Source organism: Actinacidiphila rubida, from assembly GCF_900110255.1.
In the GTDB taxonomy this organism is placed as follows: domain Bacteria; phylum Actinomycetota; class Actinomycetes; order Streptomycetales; family Streptomycetaceae; genus Actinacidiphila; species Actinacidiphila rubida.
In genome coordinates this window covers 56057-75412 of record NZ_FODD01000026.1, presented here as the reverse complement: position 1 = coordinate 75412, position 19356 = coordinate 56057, and the positions used below count along the sequence as shown (strand labels likewise).

At 73.5% G+C, this 19356-nt stretch carries 20 protein-coding genes; 14 read left to right on the top strand and 6 right to left on the bottom strand.

Annotated elements, in window-relative coordinates; translation table 11 throughout:
- Positions 1-55: 55 nt before the first annotated feature.
- The 3 genes from BMW99_RS24975 to BMW99_RS24965 all read right to left on the bottom strand — a co-directional run bounded on the left by BMW99_RS24975 (position 56) and on the right by BMW99_RS24965 (position 2031).
- On the bottom strand, positions 56-499 hold the full coding sequence (locus BMW99_RS24975) for a PIN domain-containing protein (RefSeq protein ID WP_069462388.1): 444 nt from the start codon (positions 497-499) through the stop codon (positions 56-58).
- Positions 496-756 carry a ribbon-helix-helix domain-containing protein gene (locus tag BMW99_RS24970; protein WP_069462387.1) on the bottom strand — a complete coding sequence of 87 codons (261 nt, stop codon included), beginning with the start codon at positions 754-756 and terminating at the stop codon, positions 496-498. Before BMW99_RS24970 ends, BMW99_RS24975 begins: the two co-directional genes overlap by 4 nt.
- Before the next feature lie 93 nt (positions 757-849).
- Positions 850-2031 carry a pyridoxal phosphate-dependent aminotransferase gene (locus BMW99_RS24965; protein WP_069462386.1) on the bottom strand — a complete coding sequence of 394 codons (1182 nt, stop codon included), beginning with the start codon at positions 2029-2031 and terminating at the stop codon, positions 850-852.
- A 399-nt stretch (positions 2032-2430) separates the two neighbouring features.
- Here BMW99_RS24965 and BMW99_RS24960 point away from each other — a divergent pair, with 399 nt between their 5' ends.
- From BMW99_RS24960 to BMW99_RS24910, 11 genes are all read left to right on the top strand, one after another.
- Positions 2431-2952, top strand: coding sequence for a DUF2617 family protein (locus tag BMW99_RS24960; protein ID WP_069462385.1), 522 nt, complete (start codon positions 2431-2433; stop codon positions 2950-2952).
- Positions 2953-3034: 82 nt separating this feature from the next.
- The gene (locus BMW99_RS24955; RefSeq protein ID WP_075017581.1) at positions 3035-4504 is read left to right on the top strand and encodes a polyamine aminopropyltransferase; all 1470 of its coding nucleotides are present in this window, start codon (positions 3035-3037) and stop codon (positions 4502-4504) included.
- Between the two features lie 908 nt (positions 4505-5412).
- The gene (locus tag BMW99_RS24950; protein ID WP_069466570.1) at positions 5413-6288 is read left to right on the top strand and encodes a CoxG family protein; all 876 of its coding nucleotides are present in this window, start codon (positions 5413-5415) and stop codon (positions 6286-6288) included.
- A gap of 86 nt (positions 6289-6374) precedes the next feature.
- Positions 6375-7172 carry an aldose epimerase family protein gene (locus BMW99_RS24945; RefSeq protein WP_069466569.1) on the top strand — a complete coding sequence of 266 codons (798 nt, stop codon included), beginning with the start codon at positions 6375-6377 and terminating at the stop codon, positions 7170-7172.
- A 36-nt stretch (positions 7173-7208) separates the two neighbouring features.
- Positions 7209-7751, top strand: coding sequence for an orotate phosphoribosyltransferase (gene pyrE, locus BMW99_RS24940; RefSeq protein WP_069466568.1), 543 nt, complete (start codon positions 7209-7211; stop codon positions 7749-7751).
- Positions 7752-7991: 240 nt separating this feature from the next.
- A complete protein-coding gene (gene fbaA / locus BMW99_RS24935) occupies positions 7992-9014 on the top strand; it encodes a class II fructose-bisphosphate aldolase (protein ID WP_069466567.1) in 1023 nt (340 codons plus the stop codon).
- 108 nt (positions 9015-9122) lie between these two features.
- A complete protein-coding gene (locus BMW99_RS24930) occupies positions 9123-9536 on the top strand; it encodes a DUF3151 domain-containing protein (protein WP_069466566.1) in 414 nt (137 codons plus the stop codon).
- A gap of 158 nt (positions 9537-9694) precedes the next feature.
- Positions 9695-10591 carry a DUF3152 domain-containing protein gene (locus tag BMW99_RS24925; RefSeq protein ID WP_075017580.1) on the top strand — a complete coding sequence of 299 codons (897 nt, stop codon included), beginning with the start codon at positions 9695-9697 and terminating at the stop codon, positions 10589-10591.
- Between the two features lie 85 nt (positions 10592-10676).
- Positions 10677-11513 carry a tryptophan 2,3-dioxygenase family protein gene (locus tag BMW99_RS24920; RefSeq protein ID WP_075017579.1) on the top strand — a complete coding sequence of 279 codons (837 nt, stop codon included), beginning with the start codon at positions 10677-10679 and terminating at the stop codon, positions 11511-11513.
- Entirely contained in the window at positions 11506-12774 is a 1269-nt protein-coding gene (kynU, locus tag BMW99_RS24915) for a kynureninase (protein WP_069465477.1), read from the top strand. Before BMW99_RS24920 ends, kynU begins: the two co-directional genes overlap by 8 nt.
- Positions 12775-12777: 3 nt before the next feature.
- A complete protein-coding gene (locus tag BMW99_RS24910; protein ID WP_079176171.1) occupies positions 12778-13773 on the top strand; it encodes an alpha/beta hydrolase family protein in 996 nt (331 codons plus the stop codon).
- Between the two features lie 182 nt (positions 13774-13955).
- Here BMW99_RS24910 and BMW99_RS24905 read toward each other — a convergent pair whose 3' ends face one another.
- Positions 13956-14630 carry a Crp/Fnr family transcriptional regulator gene (locus tag BMW99_RS24905; protein WP_037911812.1) on the bottom strand — a complete coding sequence of 225 codons (675 nt, stop codon included), beginning with the start codon at positions 14628-14630 and terminating at the stop codon, positions 13956-13958.
- 359 nt (positions 14631-14989) lie between these two features.
- Here BMW99_RS24905 and nth point away from each other — a divergent pair, with 359 nt between their 5' ends.
- From nth to BMW99_RS24890, 3 genes are all read left to right on the top strand, one after another.
- Positions 14990-15955, top strand: coding sequence for an endonuclease III (gene nth / locus BMW99_RS24900; protein ID WP_069467578.1), 966 nt, complete (start codon positions 14990-14992; stop codon positions 15953-15955).
- A complete protein-coding gene (locus BMW99_RS24895; protein ID WP_069467579.1) occupies positions 15952-16641 on the top strand; it encodes an NUDIX hydrolase in 690 nt (229 codons plus the stop codon). Before nth ends, BMW99_RS24895 begins: the two co-directional genes overlap by 4 nt.
- 118 nt (positions 16642-16759) lie before the next feature.
- Positions 16760-17959 carry a MarP family serine protease gene (locus BMW99_RS24890; protein ID WP_069463284.1) on the top strand — a complete coding sequence of 400 codons (1200 nt, stop codon included), beginning with the start codon at positions 16760-16762 and terminating at the stop codon, positions 17957-17959.
- A 33-nt stretch (positions 17960-17992) separates the two neighbouring features.
- On the opposite strand, the gene BMW99_RS41435 is transcribed toward BMW99_RS24890, so the two are convergent.
- Entirely contained in the window at positions 17993-18169 is a 177-nt protein-coding gene (locus BMW99_RS41435; protein WP_176735464.1) for a hypothetical protein, read from the bottom strand.
- 182 nt (positions 18170-18351) lie between these two features.
- Positions 18352-19299 carry an alpha/beta fold hydrolase gene (locus BMW99_RS24885; protein WP_069463282.1) on the bottom strand — a complete coding sequence of 316 codons (948 nt, stop codon included), beginning with the start codon at positions 19297-19299 and terminating at the stop codon, positions 18352-18354.
- Between the last annotated feature and the right edge of the window lie 57 nt (positions 19300-19356).

Below are 19356 nucleotides of genomic sequence, written 5' to 3'. Positions count from 1 at the left end.
CGCATCACGCGAGCCGGGCACTCCGGCGTTCGGCCTCGTTCACGTACTCATCCGGTCACAGAGGCAGGTCGTCCGGCAGGAGGCGGAAGCACTTGTGCCGACCCAGTGGGCGCAGGGCACGGAAGTCCCGGCGGTCGAGGGTGAGAACGGCGTCGGTGTCGTAGTCCGCGGCCAGCGCGACGTTCACGGCGTCGGCGAGGTCGAGGTTCAGGGCGTGGTAGCGGGCCCGCAGCGACTGCGCGGTCGCGAGATGGGTCTCGGTGACCTCCGGCACCACGATCCTGCTCACCCGCATCCAGCGCCGGATGTCGTCGACAGCGCTGACCGCGGCCTCCCGCCCCAGCTCACGGGTGGCCACGTGGTCGATCTCCGCGAGGAGCAACGGCGACATGACGAGGAGACCCGCGGCCATCAGGGCCTCACCCGCGCCCTGATGCTCCGGGTGGGTCGAGTCGAGTGCGGCGAGCAGTCCCGAGGTGTCGGCGACGACGACGATCACGCAGCGCTTCCGGGCTCGTCGTCGTGCAGCACGGCGTCGGCAACGGCGTCACGGACGTCTTCCCCGGTGGGAGTACGGCCCGCGCCCTCGAAGGTCCGTGAGAACAGGGGCTCGTCCCAGACCCGGTTGGCCATGGCCGCGAGGTGGATCCCTTCGCGAATGATCTCTGCCTCGCTGATCCCACGCCGCTCCGCGGCCTCTTTGATGATGCCGAGATCTTCGGGGTCGGCGTAGACGTTCGTACGCTTCATGGACATGTACTAAAGCTAACACATGTGTGACGAGTGGTACATGTCGCCGCTGCCGGCCTGCCCGGCGGAGTCAGTATCGGCGCGTCGCCGGCATCGCGCTCAGCCGTTGAACGCCTTGCGGAGGCGGGTCGCGGCTTCTTCCAGGACGTCGTGCTGTTTGCAGAAGGCGAAGCGGACCTGGGTGCGGCCGGCGGTGGGGTGGTCGTAGAAGACGGAGTTGGGGACGGCGACGACGCCGCAGCGTTCGGGGAGGGCGCGGCAGAAGGTCAGGGCGTCGGTGGCGGGGGCGAGGGGGGCGATGTCGGTGGTGATGAAGTAGGTGCCCTGGGGGCGGTGGACCTCGAAGCCGGCGGCGGCGAGGCCGGTGGCGAGGATGTCGCGCTTGGCCTGGAGGTCGTCGCGGAGCGCGGTGTAGTACGCGTCGGGCAGTGCCAGGGCCTCGGCGACGGCGTACTGGAAGGGCCCCGAGGCGACGTAGGTGAGGAACTGCTTGGCCGTGCGGACCGCGGCCACCAGCTCCCGGCTGCCGGTGACCCAGCCGACCTTCCAGCCGGTGAAGGAGAACGTCTTGCCGGCGGACGAGATGGAGACGGTGCGGTCGCGCATGCCGGGGAGGGCGATGAGCGGGGTGTGCACGGTGCCGTCGAACGTCAGGTGCTCGTAGACCTCGTCGGTGACGACGATCAGGTCGCGTTCCACGGCCAGTTCGGCGATCGCCGCCAGTTCGCCGGGGGTGAGGACCATGCCGGTCGGGTTGTGCGGGGAGTTGAGGAGCAGCAGCCGGGTGCGGGGCGTGATCGCGTCCCGCAGCGCGTCGAGGTCGGGACGGAAGTCCGGTGCGCGCAGCGTCAGCGGGACGCGGACCGCGCCGGCCATCGCGACGCACGCGGCGTAGGAGTCGTAGAACGGCTCGAACGCGACGACCTCGTCGCCGGGTTCGAGGAGCGCGAGCATGGTCGCGGCGATCGCCTCGGTCGCCCCCGCGGTGACCAGCACCTCGGTGTCCGGGTCGAACGCCAGCCCGTAGAAACGCTGTTGGTGCGCGACGATCGCGGCGCGCAGCTCCGGGACGCCGGTCCCCGGCGGGTACTGGTTGCCGCGCCCGTCGCGCAGCGCCCGGACCGCCGCCTCGCGCACGGACTCCGGCCCGTCCGTGTCGGGGAAGCCCTGCCCCAGGTTGATCGCGCCGGTCGCGGCCGCCAGCGCCGACATCTCCGCGAAGATCGTCGTCCCGAGCCCGTCCAGCCTCCGGTTGAGCAACGCCCTGTCCCTGACCCGCATGAGCCCGCACCCGCTTCCGGCGTCCGTCCTCCCGGCAGCCGCCGCCCGGGCTGCCCGCTTCCGACCGGTCGAGCGTACTTCCCCCGCCGAACCGGACATCCCCGGACGCCCCATCGGAACACCTGAGCCCACAAGCGCTCCAAGGGATGGAAAGTACGCACAGAAGGGTAAAAACACTGAGGACGGCGCGCGTTTCGTGATTCCGTGGGCCTCGACACCCACTGGGTCCCGCGCGGATCCGTGGACTCCACGGGGCACGAGCCGACGCTTCTCCCGGTCACCCGACAGGACGCCGACCGGCACTCCGAGAGGTTCACGGTGAGGTGCGCTACGGCCGATCCCTCAACCGTGCGTGTTCCAGTGCGTGCCTGTTCCCCAGCGTGCTTGCGGAGCCGATCGATGCTCACCACCCTTCAGACCACCTACACCGACACCCGCGCGGGTGACCTCGCCTGGTGCCTCGGCAAGGAGCCCCTGCCGGCACTCGCCGTGCTCGACGTCGAGATCGGCGACGGGCAGAACCTGCGCGCCCAGGTCGAGTTACGGCTCCTCGGGGCGTCCCACCAGGTGCTCGTCGACGCCGGCAGCGACGGCTGCTCGGAGACCGTGGCGTGCCTGCCGGGCAGCCAGGCGCCGCTGCCGCTCGGGGTGGCCCGCCGGATCGGGACCTGGGACTACGAGTTCGCGGCGCGCATCGAGACCCTCTCGGCGGGCTCGTTCGCGGGCCGCGCCCAGGAGTTGCTGGCGCTGGTCGCCGACCACCCGCAGGGCCTGGCGGGCACGTTCCCCGGCGACCCGCACGCGTTCACCGCCCTGCTGGTGCAGTGCGTGGACGGCGGTGTGCGCTGGCGTACGTGGCACGCCTACCCCCAGGAGGGGCGCCTGGTGGCGACCCGCACCCGGATCAGCGTGCTGCCGTGATCCTCCAAGCGCCGTCAACAGACGCCGTATTGCACTCCTGTGGGTGACGGGCGGCGACCGGACCCTGACATAGCGTGCACTCATGATCGACCAGCACGGCCGGACCACGGCCCCTCCGCGGCGCGCGGCACGGCTGCCCGTGCCCGTGGCAGCGGCGCGCGCGCTGATCCTGGCCGCGGTGTTCGTCTGCGCGGCCTGCGGCCTGGTCTACGAGCTGGAGCTCGTCGCCCTCGCCTCGTACCTGGTCGGCGACTCCGTCACCCAGGCCTCCGTCGTCCTGTCGGTCATGGTCTTCGCCATGGGCTGCGGCTCGCTGCTCGCCAAACGCCTGCGGGCCCGCGCGGCCGCCGCGTTCGCCGCCGTGGAGTCCGTGCTCGCACTCGTCGGCGGCCTCTCGGTGATGGTGCTCTACGGCTTCTTCGCCTGGTACGGGCAGGCCCGCCCGGCCATGGTCGGCTGCGCGTTCGCGATCGGGGTGCTCATCGGCGCGGAGGTGCCGCTGCTGATGACGCTCGTCCAGCGGATCAGACGGCAGGACGCGGGCGGTGCCGTCGCCGACCTGTTCGCCGCGGACTACGTGGGCGCGCTCGTCGGCGGGCTCGCCTTCCCGTTCCTGCTGCTGCCCCGGTTCGGCCAGCTGACCGGTGCGCTGGCCACCGGCGTCGTGAACGCCGTCGCCGGCGGGGCCGTCGTGCTGTGGCTGTTCCGCGCGGACCTCACGCGCCGCGAACGGGTCCGGCTGCTCGTCGCCAACGTGGCCGTGCTCGCCGTCCTCGGCGGCGCTGCGTGGGCCGCCGGGCCCTTCGAACGGGCCGCGCGCCGCGCCGTGTACGGCGGCGACGTGCGGGTCGCCGAGCAGACGCCCCTCCAGGAACTCGTGCTCACCGGCGGGACCGGACGCCCGCTGCGGCTCTACCTCGACGGACGGCTGGCCGTCTGCGGCCCGGACGCCGCCGCGTACGGCCGGGCCCTGGCCGGCCCCGCGCTGGCCGGCGGCGCCGCGCGGGTGCTGGTGCTGGGCGGCGGGGACGGTGTCGTCGCCGCCGAGGCGCTGCGGCACACCGGAGTGCGCGAGGTGACGGTCGTCGACGCGGACGGCGGACTGCTGCGGCTCGGCCGCACCGATCCCGGGCTCGGCGCGCTCAACGGGCACGCCTTCGCCGACGGGCGCGTGCGCGCGGTGGCCGCGGACCCCTTCGACTGGCTGCGGGGCGCTGCGCGCGGCACGTACGACGTGATCCTGGCGGATCTGCCCGCGCCCGGGCAGTCGCGGTCCGCCAAGTACTACTCCGAGGAGTTCTACGGACTGGCCGGCCGCGCCCTCGCCCCCGGCGGGCGGCTCGCCGTCCACAGCGGGTCCTCCCTGTGGACGGTCCGCGCGACGCTCGCCGCGGCAGGCGTCTCCGCGTCCGCGTACCGGGCCCCGGGCCCGGCCTGTGGCCCCTCCACCTTCCTCCTCGCCGGCGCTCCCCTGCCGCCGACGGTCACCCCCCTCGCCCCACCCGCGACCCCGCCCCCACCCCCCTCCACCCTCCTCCGCCCCCGCGTCTAGCCTCCCGCAGGGTTCGCCGGATTTGCCCCTCCGGGGCTTGTCGGCCGTCCACCGGCCGGTGGGTGGGTGGCTCGGCATCCGGGGTGCCACGCGCTGCGCGCTGCCGTCTGCGGGTCTCGTCGTGGCTTGTCGCGCAGTTCCCCGCGCCCCTTCGGCTTCCGGGGTGCCCCCGGGGCTTGTTCGGCCGTGTGCCGCGCCGTCGTGGTTTGTCGCGCTGGGGGCACCTCCCGGCCGAAGGCTGGGGGACCCCGCGCCCCTGCGGGGCTCGTCCAGCCCCTTGCGGTGCGTTGCCGTGTCCCGGCCGGTGGTGGGTTGCTCGCGCAGTTCCTCGCGCCCCCATTTTCGTGCCCTTTGTCCATGGGGTCGGGGGCGCTCCGGAAGCGTCTCCTCGGAAATGTGCATACGGGTTCGTCCGTGTTGTTGCCCGGGGGCCGCGCACATTTCTCTGCGGGGAGCACTTCCTCCCCACCCCCTCCCGCTGATCCACCGTGCGTGATCGGGTCACGCCCTCCCGCAGACGGGGACCGGCCGGAAGGGGACGATCCGGGTGTGTCCCCGCAGAACTGTGCATCCGCCCGCCCAGCCGAACGAAGGAACGGTGCACGCACAGTTCGAGGAGACACTCCCGGAGTGGCCCCTGACCCCACCCACGAACCTGCACCGCCAGGGGCGCGGGGAACTGCGCGAGCAACCACGACGAGACCGTCAGACGGCAGCGCGCAGCGCGAGGCACCCCGGAAGCCGCAGGGGCGCGAGGAACTGCGCGACAAGCCACAACGGCGCGGCACACCCCGAGCAAGCCCCGGGGGCACCCCGTTGGCACCCCGTTGGACGGAACGGGGACGGGGAGAGGAAAACCCGGGGACGTGGAACGTCAAGGAAGGCCCCGGCTGGGTAGGCTCCGCCGCATGGAGCACGAGTCCTTCGTCCCGATCCCCCCGGCCCGCCTGACGCAGGCGCTCCGCTCACCGGCGGTGCTCGCCGCGAGCCTCCCGGGCTGGCAGCCCGACCGTGCCGAGGCCACGGACGCGCCGCCGAACGGGGCCCGCGGCCGCCTGCGGCTGCGCGTCGCCGGCTCGACCGTCACCTACCGCGGCACCGTCACGCTGACCGGCGACGCGTCCCCGTTCACCCTGGAGGCCCAGGGCGAGGAGGTTCGCGGCACCGGCACGGTGAAGGCCAGCGCCGAGCTGATCCTGGCGGCCACCGAGCAGCCCGAGCCCGGCACCGCGCTGACGTTCCGCGGCAGCGCCGAGGCCGACGGCCGCCTGACCTCGTACGACGACGCGGTGGTGGAGTCCGCCCTGCGGCGCCTGCTGGACCGTTTCTCCGCGGAGCTGGCCGCCAACGCCCCGGAGGGCGACATGCCCGTCGCGGCGGAGGAGGCCCCCGAGGACCGGGCCGAGGAGCCCGCACCCCCCGGCGACGCCCCCGACGCCCGCGACGATGACGACGTCCCCGACGTCGTGGACGACGACGGCGAGCCCGTGCCGTCCTCCGACCTGGAAGAGTTCGAGCTGGTCGAGGTGGAGGTCGAGGTGCCGGAGAGCGCCGCCGCGCTCGACGACCTGGTGACGCCGGCCGAGGCCGCGCACGCCCGCCGCACGATGATCGGCCGCAGCGCCGAGGAGGTCGACCACGCGCCGCCGCGCGGCCGCTACGCGCCGGTGCCCGCGCCGGACTCCGGGACCGCGACGGCGACCCTGCGCTGGGCCGCGCCCGCCGCCGCCGCGCTGCTGGCCTCGGCCGTCGTCGTCGGACGGGTGCTGCGCCGCCGCAGGTGAGCCCGGCCTGCGGGACCCACGGGGGAGCCCCGGCCGAGCAGGTGCGCCGAGTGGGGGCGCCGCGAGGTGCCCGCTAGGCTCGTCGTGTGCACAACGACACGACGCTGACGGCGGGCGACGCCGAACTGACCTTGCAGCCCGAGCACGGTTGCCGGATCGCCTCGCTGAAGGTCGGCGGGACGGAACTCCTGCGCCAGGGCGAGAAATTCGGCGCCTTCATCATGGTGCCGTGGTGCGGCAGGACCGAGAACGGCGAGTTCCGCAACGGGCAGGTGACGCACCAGCTGCCCGTCGACGCGCCGCCGCACGCGATCCACGGCACCGGCCGCCACTCCGTGTGGCACGAGGCCGCGCCCGCCACGGAGACCACCGCGGCGCACTACTTCGACCTCGCGGACCCGTGGCCGTACCCCGGCCGGGTCACCCAGACCGTCGAACTCTCCCCGCACAGCGTGAAGCTGACGCTGAGCGTCGAGGCGACCGGCGACTCCTTCCCCGCGCAGGCGGGCTGGCACCCCTGGTGGCTGCGCAACCTCGGTCAGGGCGGCCAGGACGTCGAGTTGACGTTCAGCGCGGACTGGCAGGAGGAGCGGGGCGACAACCACCTGCCGAACGGCAACCGGATCGATCCCAAGCCGGGCCCGTGGGACGACTGCTTCGGCATGCCCGACGGCGTCGACGTCACGCTGAACTGGCCGGGCGAGATGCGCCTGCGGATCACCAGCCCGTCCGAGTGGGCGGTGATCTACACCGAGCAGCCCGAGGCGGTCTGCGTCGAGCCGCAGTCCGGTCCGCCGAACGGCCTCAACACGCTGCCGCGCCTGGTCACCCCGATCGACCCGCTGGAGATCACCACCGAGTGGACCTGGCACCGCATCGGCTGACCGGGCGGCGCCGCGGCCTCGGTTAGTCTCGTCGGCATGAGCGACGACGTACGCGCTGCCCTGCTGGGGCAGATCAAGGACAAGGCCGTCGTGCACGGCAAGGTGACCCTCTCGTCCGGGCTTGAGGCCGACTTCTACATCGACCTGCGCCGGATCACGCTGGACGGGGAGGCCGCGCCGCTCGCCGGGCAGGTGATGCTCGACCTGACCGAGGACCTGGACTTCGACGCGGTCGGCGGCCTGACGCTGGGCGCCGACCCGGTGGCCACCTCGATGCTGCACGCGGCCGCCGCGCGCGGCCGCCGGCTCGACGCGTTCGTGGTGCGCAAGGCCACCAAGGCGCACGGGCTGCAGCGCCGGATCGAGGGCACCGAGGTCAAGGGCCGCCGCGTGCTGGTCGTCGAGGACACCTCGACGACCGGCGGCTCCCCGCTCACCGCGGTCGAGGCCGTGCGGGAGGCGGGCGGCGAGGTCGTGGCGGTCGCGGTGATCGTCGACCGCGGCGCCGCGCCGAAGATCACCGAGGCCGGCCTGCCCTACCTCGCCGCGTACTCGCTCGCCGACCTCGGCCTGGACTGACGGCACCCGGTCCGCGGCGACCCGCCGGTGGCCGGCCACGCGGTGGCCGGCACGGCCGACTCGCCTGCTCCGGCCTGCGGTTGGGCGGCCCCCGGAGGGTTTCACGTGAAACCCTCCGGGGGCCGTCGCATGCCTGGCGGGCACCGAGGTGGTGTATCCGTTCGAGTCTGGGAAGATAAGGGCGACGATGACGTCGCCACGCCAGCAGGACCACCCGCAGAACCACGAGGAGCGGACACGATGCCCATCGCAACCCCCGAGGTCTACAACGAGATGCTCGACCGCGCGAAGGCGGGCAAGTTCGCCTACCCGGCGATCAACGTCACCTCGTCGCAGACGCTGCACGCCGCGCTGCGCGGTCTCGCCGAGGCGGAGAGCGACGGCATCATCCAGATCTCCACGGGCGGCGCCGAGTTCCTGGGCGGCCAGTACAGCAAGGACATGGTCACCGGTGCGGTGGCGCTCGCCGAGTTCGCGCACATCGTCGCCGAGAAGTACCCGGTCACGGTCGCGCTGCACACCGACCACTGCCCGAAGGACAAGCTGGACGGCTACGTCCGCCCGCTGCTGAAGATCTCCCAGGACCGCGTGGCCGCCGGCCGCGACCCGCTGTTCCAGTCCCACATGTGGGACGGCTCCGCGGAGACCCTCGACGACAACCTGGCCATCGCCAAGGAACTGCTCGCCGAGGCCGTGAAGGCCCACATCATCCTGGAGATGGAGATCACCCCGACCGGCGGTGAGGAGGACGGTGTCTCGCACGAGATCAACGAGTCCCTCTACACCACGGTCGACGACGCGTTCCGCACGGTCGACGCGGTGGGCCTCGGCGAGCACGGCCGCTACCTGCTCGCCGCCTCCTTCGGCAACGTGCACGGCGTGTACAAGCCGGGCAACGTGGTGCTGCGCCCGGGCATCCTCAAGGAGCTGCAGGACGCGGTCGGCCAGAAGGCCGGCAAGTCCAACCCGTTCGACTTCGTCTTCCACGGCGGCTCCGGCTCCACGCAGGAGGAGATCGACGAGGCGCTGGAGAACGGCGTCGTCAAGATGAACATCGACACCGACCTGCAGTACGCCTTCACCCGGCCGGTCGCGGGGCACATGTTCGCCAACTACGACGGCGTGCTGAAGGTCGACGGCGAGGTCGGCAACAAGAAGGCCTACGACCCGCGCGTCTGGGGCAAGGCCGCCGAGGCGGGCATGGCCGCGCGCGTGGTCGTCGCCGCCGAGAACCTGCGCTCCACGGGCCGGAAGCTGAAGTAACGGCGTCCGCGCCCCCTCCGCGGGAGGACGCGGTCCCACGTCGCACGCGAAGGGCCCCCGGCAGATGCCGGGGGCCCTTCGCGTGGCCGCTGGGGCAGACTGGAGTCCATGTCCATTCACGAGAACCTGCTCGGGGGTCCCGCCCCGACGCACCTGCCCGACGACCCGGGACCGCGGGAGATGTTCGCCTCCGGCGCCACGCCCGCCGAGGTCGCCGCGCGCTACCCCACCTCCTCGCTGGCCTGGGCCCGGCTGGCCGACGACGCCTTCGAGGGCGGCCGGGTCGTCGAGTCGTACGCCTACGCCCGCACCGGATACCACCGCGGCCTGGACGCGCTGCGCCGGGCGGGCTGGAAGGGCCACGGCCCGGTGCCGTTCGAGCACGAGCCGAACCGCGGGTTCCTGCGGGCCCTGCACGCCCTCGCCCGCGCCGCACAGGCCATCGGCGAGGACGACGAGTACGAGCGCTGCACCGCCTTCCTGCGCGACAGCTCCCCGACGGCGGCCGACACCCTGGGCTGACCTGCGGCGAGAGCCCTTCCGCGGCGGCCGATTGTCGCAGTCTTGCCACAGCCGGCCGCCGCTTGGCATATCCACGTACTTGTGTGCGAGGGTGACCCCTGTTGCACGCAGAACGTCGATGCGCAGCACCGAAGCGCCGCGGGGGGCCGGGGCCAGGGATGTCGCTGCGCCCCCTGGGGGGAGTTTTGGTGGCAGATCGCCGCCGTCAGCGCAGCCGCGGACGGTCCACTCGTCGTGCCGCGATAGCGGCATTCATCGCGGCCTGCGTCGTCGCCCTGTGCTGCGGGGTGGGGTACGCCGCCTGGGACTCCCGGCACGGCGGCTCCGCGGCCGCGCTCGAGGACGGGATGAGCGCCGCCACCACACCTCCGGCCGGGGCCTCGGACGTCGAGGGCAGCCTGCCAGGTACGGCGACCGCGACCACGCCGACCCCCACCCGCACCACGCCGTCCCCGACGCCCACGCCGACGAAGACGGCGCCGCCGAAGGTCCCGAACTCCGGCAGCGGCACCTTCACCACGGCCAGGGCCAACGGGACCGCGTCCGGGCAGGGCCGCATCCGCCGCTACAAGGTGCAGGTCGAAGGCGGCATCGACCTGTCGTCCAGCGCCGCGGCCCAGGAGATCGCGCAGATCCTGGCCAACCCGCGCGGCTGGACCGCGGACGGCCACGACGGCTTCCAGCTCGTCTCGTCCGGATACGCCGACTTCGTCATCAAGATCGCGACCCCGAACACGGTGGACGCCATCTGCGGGCAGGCTGGCCTGCTCACCCACGGCGAGGTGAACTGCGACGTCGGTGCGACCGTCGTGGTCAACCTCAAGCGCTGGATGCTGGGCTCGCCGGAGTTCAGCGGCCCGATCGGTGAGTACCGGGCGCTGATCATCAACCACGAGGTCGGGCACCGCATCGGCCACGGCCACGAGGCCTGCCCGGGTCCGGGCAAGCTCGCGCCCGTGATGATGCAGCAGATCAAGGGTCTGCACGGGTGCATCGCCAACGCGTGGCCGTACGACAGCGCGGGACACTACATCCAGGGACCGCCGACCGCCTGATCCTGCGGGCCTTGCCGGATCGGCCGGGACCGCAGATGATCTCGGCACAGCCCGGTGACCCCGGGCCACGCTCTGGAGGTAAGCCATGTCCGATGCACCGACCGAAGAGGCGGCGACCCCGAACCTCTCGTTCGAGGGCACGACCCCTTACGAGGACTACGTGCAGGCGTCCGTCCTCACCCACCTGCAGCACCCGCTGTCCGACGAACCAGGCGAGATGGCGTTCCTCGTCACCACGCAGGTCATGGAGCTGTGGTTCACCCTGCTGGTCCACGAGTGGACCACCGCGGCCGCCGCCCTGCGCCGGGACGACCTGCCGCGGGCGATGGCCGCCCTGCGCCGCAGCCTGCCCGAGCTGGAGTCGCTCAACGCCTCCTGGAAGCCGATCGCCCACCTCACCCCCGCCCAGTTCAACGCGTACCGCTCGGCCCTCGGCGAGGGCTCCGGGTTCCAGTCCGCGATGTACCGGCGGCTGGAGTTCCTGCTCGGCGAGAAGTCCGCGTCCATGCTCGTGCCGCACCGGGGCACCCCCAGCGCCCACGCCGAGCTGGAGAAGGCCCTCACGGAGCCGAGCCTGTACGACGAGGTGCTGCGGCTGCTGGCCCGCCGCGGGTACGCCGTGCCGGCCGTGGTCCTCGAGCGGGACCCGAGCCTGCGCTACGAGCCGCACCCCGAGGTCGAGGCCGCCTGGCAGAGCGTCTACGCCGACCCCGACCAGGACTCCGACCTGGTCCGCCTCGGCGAACTGCTCACCGACGTCGCCGAGCTCGTCTGGCGCTGGCGCAACGACCACCTGGTCGCGACGCGGCGCGCGATGGGCGCCAAGCAGGGCACCGGCGGCTCCGCGGGGGTGGCCTGGCTGGAGAAGCGCGCGACCAAGAACGTCTTCCCCGAACTGTGGACGGCCCGCAGCCATGTCTGAGCCGACGACGACCGGGCCGCTGACGCAGCCCCACGCGCGCGCCACTCCGTCCGCGACAGCCGCCGCCGGCGGCCTCGCCGCCCGCGCCGCCGGACTGGACGCGGCCGACCCGCTCGCATCCGTCCGCGACCGGTTCGAGCTGGTGGCGGACGAGGTCTACCTCGACGGCAACTCGCTGGGCCCGCCCACCACCCGGGTCATGGAGCGGCTGTCCGACGTCGTCGGCCGCGAGTGGGGCCGGCTCGGCATCCGCTCCTGGGACGGCAGCGGCTGGTGGACGGCCCCCGAGCGCATCGGCGACCGCGTCGGCGCGCTCGTCGGCGCGGCCCCCGGCCAGGTCGTCGTCGGCGACTCCACCAGCGTCAACGTCTTCAAGGCGCTCGTCGCCGCGGTGCGGATGGCCCCGGAGGGCCGCGACGAGATCCTCGTGGACGCCGCGACCTTCCCGACCGACGGCTACATCGCCGAGTCCGCCGCCCGGATGACCGGCTGCCACGTGCGTCCCGTGCCCGCGGCGGAGATCGGCGCGGCGGCGGGGGAGCGGACCGCCGCGGCCCTGGTCAACCACGTCGACTACCGCAGCGGCCGGCTGCACGACCTGCCGTCGGTGACCGCCGCCCTGCATGCGGCCGGCGCGCTGGCCGTCTGGGACCTGTGCCACAGCGCCGGCGCGCTGCCCGTCGCCCTCGACGCGGACGGCGTCGACCTGGCCGTCGGCTGCACCTACAAGTACCTCAACGGCGGGCCCGGCTCGCCCGCGTACCTGTACGTCCGCCGCGCGCTGCAGCCGCGCTTCGACTCGCCGCTGCCGGGCTGGAACTCGCACGCCGACCCGTTCGGCATGGCCCCCGCCTACGCGCCGGGGGACGGCGCGGTCCGCGGGCGCGTCGGCACCCCGGAGATCCTGTCGCTGCTCGCCCTGGACACCGCCCTGGACGCCTGGGACGGGGTGGCCGTCGCCGACGTACGGGCGAAGAGCCTGGCGCTGACGGACTTCTTCCTGGAGTGCGTGGACGCGCTGGTGCCGGCCGGCCGCGTGGAGTCGGTGACGCCGCAGGAGCACGCCGAACGCGGCAGCCAGGTCTCGCTGCGCTGCCACGACGCCGGCGAGGTCATGCGCGTGCTCCTCGAGCGCGGCGTCATCGGCGACCACCGCAGGCCGGACATCCTGCGGTTCGGCTTCACCCCGCTCTACACCCGCTTCGCCGACGCGCTGCAGGCCGCACGCGTCCTGGCCGACGTACTCGAAGGGACCCCCTGACCGATGGCCGACGCCGCCTCCGACGTGTCCCCGCCCGCCTCCGCGTCCCGGCACAGCTCCGATGCGCCGGATCCGGGCGAACGGGAGGCGGCGGAGGAGGCGTCGGCGTTCGGGCACGCACAGGTGCCGCCGGACGTCACCGTGGCCTATGGCGACCATCGCGACCAGGTGGTGGACTTCTACCGGCCCGCCTCCGCGCCGGGCCGGCCCGCGCCCTTGGTGGTCCTCATGCACGGCGGCGCCTGGCGCGCCCCCTACGACCGCGGCCATGTGTCCCCGCTCGCCGCCCACCTGGCCGCGCAGGGCTTCGCCGTGGCGTCGCTGGAGTACCGCCGCGGCGGCGCCGCGCAGGTCGCTCAGCAGCCCGCGGACCACGGCGCCGACGCGCTCTCCGGTCCGGCCGCGGGTGAGGCCCCTGACGCGCTGCCTCCCGCCGGCCGCTGGCCCGACACGCTCGACGACGTGGCCGCCGCCGTCGACGCGCTGCCCGGACTCGCCGTGGCCGCCCTCGGCGACGAGACCGTCGACCCCCGGCGCGTCGTACTCACCGGCCACAGCGCGGGCGGCCACCTCGCCCTGTGGGCGGCCGCACGGCACGTGCTCCCCCCTGATTCCCCCTGGCACCGCTCCTCACCTCCCCCGTTGCGCGGCGTCGTGGCTCTCGCCCCCATCGCCGACCTCGCCACGGCGGCCCGGCTGCACGTCTGCTCGGACGCGGTCGTCGACCTGCTCGGCGGTCCCGAACGACTCGGAGAACGCCTTCCGCACGCCGACCCGGCCCTGCTGCTGCCCACCGGAATCGCCACCACCATCGTGCACGGCACCACTGACAACGTGGTCCCGCCGCAGGTCAGCCAGGCTTTCGCGGACGCGGCGGCCGCGGCGGGGGAGGAGCCGGTAGTGGCGTGGCTGCCGGAGACCGGCCATTTCCCGCTGATCGACCCGGCCGCCCCCGCGGTGTCGGCGGTCGCCGACGAGATCGCCCAGCTGGCCTGGTAGCGGCAGCGGCACACCGGCTCCGGCGGCGGCTCCGGCCGCCTCCGAGCGGCGCGCCACGGCCCCTGCCAGGCCCCCGCGGCATTCCCGGGCAGCACGAAGCCCCCCGCCGAGGCGGGGGGCTCACAGTGCGTCAGGACGCCGGCGGACCGGCGGGCGCGGCCTTCGCCAGGGCCGCCCGGAGCTCAGCGGCTCCGCTTGGCCAGGCGCTCGACGTCGAGCAGGATCACGGCGCGGGCCTCCAGGCGCAGCCAGCCACGGCCCGCGAAGTCGGCGAGGGCCTTGTTCACGGTCTCGCGGGAGGCGCCGACGAGCTGCGCCAGCTCCTCCTGCGTGAGGTCGTGCACCACGTGGATGCCCTCCTCCGACTGCACGCCGAAGCGCCGCGAGAGGTCCAGCAGGGCCTTGGCGACACGGCCGGGCACGTCGGAGAAGACGAGGTCGGACATGACGTCGTTGGTCCGGCGCAGGCGGCGCGCCACGGCACGCAGCAGCGCGGTGGAGACCTCGGGCCGGACGTTCAGCCACGGCTGCAGGTCGCCGTGGCCCAGGCCCAGCAGCTTGACCTCGGTCAGGGCCGTGCCGGTGGCGGTGCGCGGGCCGGGGTCGAAGAGCGACAGCTCACCGATCAGCTCGCCGGGGCCGACCACGGCCAGCATGTTCTCGCGTCCGTCGGGCGAGGTGCGGTGCAGCTTCACCTTGCCTTCGGTGACGACGTACAGCCGGTCCCCGGGGTCGCCCTCGTGGAACAGCGAGTCGCCACGCGCGAGCGTGACCTCCGTCATGGAGGCGCGCAGTTCAGCGGCCTGCTCGTCGTCGAGCGCCGCGAAAAGCGGAGCACGGCGCAGAACGTCGTCCACGAGCTCTCTCCTTGTCGACAGCCGACATCGCCGGGTTTTCCCCTGATGCACGACGTCTCAATCAGTGCGATCAATCACAAGGATGTCGTATCTATCCGCGGAGTAGTGTCCCGGGGGCCCGATTGGGCGTCGATTTCGGTGGTTCAGACCTTGCTTGGGGGCCGAATGAGTGGCGACAGTACCGGATTCCGCTCTCGGCGAACAGCCTTCGCGCGGCCCTCGGACGGCCCCAGCGCGCCCTCCGCGGGACCGGATCGGGGCGGGCGGTCCGAGGGCCGCGTCCGGGCCGCCACCTCGGCGTGCGCCCGGCGCGGCGGAATCGGCTGATCCCTGTCGGCGGCGCCCCGTAGGCTGCATGCATGGCGACAAGTGGTGCGGGTGGGGCCAAGGCCCGCCCGGTCAAGGAAGCCCCGGCCAAGAAGGCGGCCACGGCGAAGAAGGCGGCGCCGGCCGAGAAGGCCCCCGCCAGGAAGGCGGCCCCGGCGACGAAGACGGCCTCCACCAAGAAGGCCGCTCCGGCCGAGAAGGCCGCGGCGGTCGCGGTGAAGAAGGTGAAGGCTCCGCAGACGCACGCGGGGCTGGTCCGGCAGGCCCGGCGGATCAACCGCGAGCTGGCCGAGGTGTACCCGTACGCCCACCCGGAGCTGGACTTCCGGAACCCCTTCGAGCTGCTGATCGCCACCGTGCTGTCGGCGCAGACCACCGACCTGAGGGTCAACCAGACGACGCCCGCGCTGTTCGCCAAGTACCCCACGCCCGAGGACATGGCCGTGGCCAATCCCGAGGAGCTGGAGGAGATCCTGCGGCCGACCGGCTTCTTCCGGGCCAAGGCGCGGTCCGTGCTCGGCCTGTCGATCGCGCTGCGGGACGACTTCGGCGGGGAGGTGCCGGGTCGCCTGGAGGACCTGGTCAAGCTGCCGGGCGTCGGCCGCAAGACCGCCAACGTGGTGCTGGGCAACGCCTTCGGCGTCCCCGGCATCACCGTCGACACCCACTTCGGCCGCCTGTCCCGCCGGTTCGGCTGGACCACCTCGGAGGATCCCGAGCAGGTCGAGAAGGACGTCGCGGCGCTGTTCCCCAAGTCGGACTGGACGATGCTGTCGCACCGCGTGGTCTTCCACGGCCGCCGCATCTGCCACTCCCGCAAGCCCGCCTGCGGCGCCTGCCCGATCGCGCACCTGTGCCCGTCGAACGGCATCGGCGAGCTCGACCCGGACAAGGCCCGGAAGCTGCTGAAGTACGAGAAGGGCGGCTTCCCCGGGCAGCGGCTCAACCCCCCGCCGGACTACCCCGGGCAGCCCGCGCCGCCGCTGGGCGCCTCATGACGCAGGCGCACGGTGCCGACGCGGCGGGCGTCCGGGTCAGCGCGGAGGGTGTTCCCTCCTGGCTGGAACCCGTCGCCGCGTTGGTGCGGGCCGTGCGGCCCGAGCAGTTGAGCCGCTTCCTGCCGCCCGACGGCGAGGGCCGCCCCTCGGCGGTGCTGATCCTGTTCGGCGAGGGCGAGCAGGGCCCTGACCTGCTGCTGATCGAGCGTTCCGCGGCGCTGCGGTCGCACGCCGGCCAGCCGTCCTTCCCCGGGGGCGCGCTCGACCCGGAGGACGGCGACCCCGAGGGCGAGGGCCCGCTGCGCGCCGCGCTGCGCGAGGCCGAGGAGGAGACCGGCCTCGACCCGGCCGGTGTGCAGGTCTTCGGCGTGCTGCCGCGCCTGTACATCCCGGTGAGCGGCTTCGTGGTGACCCCGGTCATGGGCTGGTGGCGCGCGCCCAGCCCGGTCTCCGCGGTCGACCCGGCGGAGACCGCACGCGTGTTCCGGGTCCCTGTGGCGGACCTCACCGACCCGGCGAACCGCGCGACGCTCGTCCATCCCAGCGGCTTCCGCGGCCCGGCGTTCCTCGTCGACGGCGCCCTGGTCTGGGGCTTCACCGCCGGCCTGATCGACAAGATCCTGCACTACGCGGGCTGGGAACGGCCCTGGGACACCGAGCGGGTCGTGCCGCTGGGCGCGGCCTGAACGGGGTGGGCCGCCGAGGTTCCGGGAGGGGCGGGAGGGCCGGGGGAAGGGATCACGACGGCGCCCGTAGCGCCGTTACGGTCCCGCGTCCTCAGCCGGTCATGAGAACGTGTTCCCCGTGAACGTGCTGGACTTCCTGCTCATCCTCGCCGCCGCATGGTTCGCGGTGGTCGGCTACCGCCAGGGTTTCGTCGTCGGCATCCTGTCGGTGACGGGCTTCCTGGGCGGCGGGCTCGCCGCGGTCTACCTGCTCCCGCTGATCTGGGACAAGGCGACGGACGGCGCCACCCCCGGCTCGGTCGCGGTGATGACCGCGGTGGCGCTGGTCATCGTGTGCGCGTCGGTCGGTCAGGCGTTCACCACCCACCTGGGCGGCAAGGTGCGCACCAGGATCACCTGGTCGCCCGCGCGGGCGCTGGACGCCGGCGGCGGCGCGCTCGTCAACGTGATGGCGATGCTGCTGGTGGCCTGGCTGATCGGCAGCGCGCTGGCGACGACGACGCTGCCGACGATAGGCCGCGAGGTGCGGTCCTCGAAGGTGCTGCTCGGGGTCTCCAAGGTGGTCCCCGCCCAGGCCGACACCTGGTTCAACGACTTCAGCACCACCCTCGCGCAGAACGGCCTGCCGCAGGTCTTCGGCACCTTCGGCTCCGAGCCGATCACGTCGGTGCCCGCGCCCGACCCGACCCTGGTGAACAACCCGGTGGTCGACCGCGCCAAGCGCAGCATCGTCAAGGTGGTCGGCACCGCGCCCGGCTGCGGGAAGGTCCTGGAGGGCTCGGGCTTCGTCTTCGCCAAGGACCACGTGATGACCAACGCGCACGTCGTCGGCGGCGTGAGCGAGCCCACCGTGCAGGTCGGCGGCAAGGGCCGGCTGCACGACGCGCGCGTCGTCCTGTACGACTGGCAGCGCGACATCGCGATCCTCGACGTGCCGGGCCTGGACGCGCCCGCCCTGCACTTCGCCACCACCGACTCGCGGTCCAAGGACGACGCGATCGTCGCCGGCTTCCCGGAGAACGGCGCGTTCGACGTGCGGGCGGCCCGCATCCGTGGCCGGATCGAGGCCAACGGCCCGGACATCTACCGGCGCGGGACCGTGCACCGCGACGTGTACTCCCTGTACACCCTGGTGCGTCAGGGCAACTCGGGCGGACCGCTGCTCACGCCGGACGGGCAGGTCGCGGGCGTGGTCTTCGCCAAGTCCCTGGACGACGCCAACACCGGGTACGCGCTGACCGCCGACGAGGTCGCGCCGGACGTGACCGCGGGACAGGCCGCGGACCGGCAGGTGGACAGCGAGGGTTGCGCGTTGTGACGCGGGAGCCGCGGTGACGCGGTGGGCCGGGTGTCAGTCCCGGACGTGCCGCAGCCTCGCGCCGACCCAGCGGGCCCTGCGTCCCAGGATGCGGTGCAGGCCGAGATGGCTCGGCCCCGGCGGGAGCAGTGTCATGGCCGTGTACGTGCCCGCGGCGGTGGTCCGGCGGCGCGTGCGCGATACGTCACTGTAGTCGTGCGTCCAACCCATACCGAGCTACGTGCCCGCGCCTCCCGGTCGGTAATCGCTGGATCATCGCTCAGTTGGCGTATGCGCCCGGCAATGTGACGATCGTCGGATCGTCGTACCGGTAGGTCCGCGGTGGGTGTGCCGGCGCCGGCCGGAGCTCTGCCGGAGGTCTGCGGGAGGTCCGGGGCGGCCGTGGGCCCGGCTCAGCGATCCGGTTCCGGGTCCTTCAGCCAGTTGACGAGCTCCGTCGAGAACGCCGCCGGGTCCTCCTCGTGCGGGAAGTGCCCCAGGCCGTCGAACAGCCGCCAGCGGTAGGGCGCTTCGACGTACTCGCCGCTGCCCGCCGCGAGCCGCGAGCCCATCGCCGGGTCGAGGGAGCCGTGCATCTGCAGTGTCGGCACCCGCACCGGGCGCTTCATCCGCCGGTTGAACTGGATGCCGTCGGGCCGCGCGAGCGACCGCACCATCCACCGGTAGGGCTCGATCGCGCAGTGGGCGGTCGACGGGATCTGCATCGCGCGCCGGTAGACGTCGATCGCCTGCTCGTCGGGCAGGCCCGGCCCCGACCACTGCTGCACCAGCCGGCCGACGAGCGCCGCGTCGTCCGCGACGAGCTGCCGCTCGGGCAGCCAGGGCCGCTGGAAGCCCCAGATGTAGCCGCCGGACTTGCTGGTCCTCAGGTCGGTGAGCATCGCGGTGCGCCAGCGGCGCGGGTGCGGCATCGAGGCGACCGCGAGCCGGCGCACCAGCTTGGGCCGCATCGCGGCGGCGGTCCACGCCAGGTAGCCGCCGAGGTCGTGGCCGACGAGCGCGGCGTCGGGCTCGCCGAGCGAGCGGATCACCCCGGTGACGTCGAGCGCGAGGTTGCCCGGGTCGTAGCCGCGCGGGGTGCGGTCGCTGCCGCCCACACCGCGCAGGTCCATCGCGACGGCGCGGAACCCGGCGTCGGCCAGGGCCGTCAGCTGGTGCCGCCAGGTCCACCAGAACTGCGGGAAGCCGTGCAGGAGCAGCACCAGCGGTCCGTCGCCGAGCTCGGCGATGTGGAAGCGGGCGCCGTTCGCCGCGACGTCGCGGTGGGTCCAGGGGCCCTCGGGGCGGGGGACCGGAATGCCCGTGCCGGACGGACGGCGCGACCGCTCGGGGAGGTTCATGTTCTGAGCGTGTCACATCCGGGGCCGCCATGTGGGCGAGCCGCCCTCGGTCACCCT

What these genes read in the sequence shown, in the direction of transcription:
- BMW99_RS24920 (WP_075017579.1), top strand. Translation starts at nt 10,677, where the DNA reads ATGTCCGATGCACCGACCGAAGAGGCGGCGACCCCGAACCTCTCGTTC.
- pyrE (WP_069466568.1), top strand. Translation starts at nt 7,209, where the DNA reads ATGAGCGACGACGTACGCGCTGCCCTGCTGGGGCAGATCAAGGACAAG.
- BMW99_RS24950 (WP_069466570.1), top strand. Translation starts at nt 5,413, where the DNA reads ATGGAGCACGAGTCCTTCGTCCCGATCCCCCCGGCCCGCCTGACGCAG.
- BMW99_RS24885 (WP_069463282.1), bottom strand. Translation starts at nt 19,299, where the DNA reads ATGAACCTCCCCGAGCGGTCGCGCCGTCCGTCCGGCACGGGCATTCCG.
- BMW99_RS24965 (WP_069462386.1), bottom strand. Translation starts at nt 2,031, where the DNA reads ATGCGGGTCAGGGACAGGGCGTTGCTCAACCGGAGGCTGGACGGGCTC.
- BMW99_RS41435 (WP_176735464.1), bottom strand. Translation starts at nt 18,169, where the DNA reads ATGGGTTGGACGCACGACTACAGTGACGTATCGCGCACGCGCCGCCGG.
- BMW99_RS24895 (WP_069467579.1), top strand. Translation starts at nt 15,952, where the DNA reads ATGACGCAGGCGCACGGTGCCGACGCGGCGGGCGTCCGGGTCAGCGCG.
- BMW99_RS24910 (WP_079176171.1), top strand. Translation starts at nt 12,778, where the DNA reads ATGGCCGACGCCGCCTCCGACGTGTCCCCGCCCGCCTCCGCGTCCCGG.
- BMW99_RS24970 (WP_069462387.1), bottom strand. Translation starts at nt 756, where the DNA reads ATGTCCATGAAGCGTACGAACGTCTACGCCGACCCCGAAGATCTCGGC.
- kynU (WP_069465477.1), top strand. Translation starts at nt 11,506, where the DNA reads ATGTCTGAGCCGACGACGACCGGGCCGCTGACGCAGCCCCACGCGCGC.
- nth (WP_069467578.1), top strand. Translation starts at nt 14,990, where the DNA reads ATGGCGACAAGTGGTGCGGGTGGGGCCAAGGCCCGCCCGGTCAAGGAA.
- BMW99_RS24930 (WP_069466566.1), top strand. Translation starts at nt 9,123, where the DNA reads ATGTCCATTCACGAGAACCTGCTCGGGGGTCCCGCCCCGACGCACCTG.
- BMW99_RS24925 (WP_075017580.1), top strand. Translation starts at nt 9,695, where the DNA reads ATGTCGCTGCGCCCCCTGGGGGGAGTTTTGGTGGCAGATCGCCGCCGT.
- BMW99_RS24955 (WP_075017581.1), top strand. Translation starts at nt 3,035, where the DNA reads ATGATCGACCAGCACGGCCGGACCACGGCCCCTCCGCGGCGCGCGGCA.
- BMW99_RS24960 (WP_069462385.1), top strand. Translation starts at nt 2,431, where the DNA reads ATGCTCACCACCCTTCAGACCACCTACACCGACACCCGCGCGGGTGAC.
- fbaA (WP_069466567.1), top strand. Translation starts at nt 7,992, where the DNA reads ATGCCCATCGCAACCCCCGAGGTCTACAACGAGATGCTCGACCGCGCG.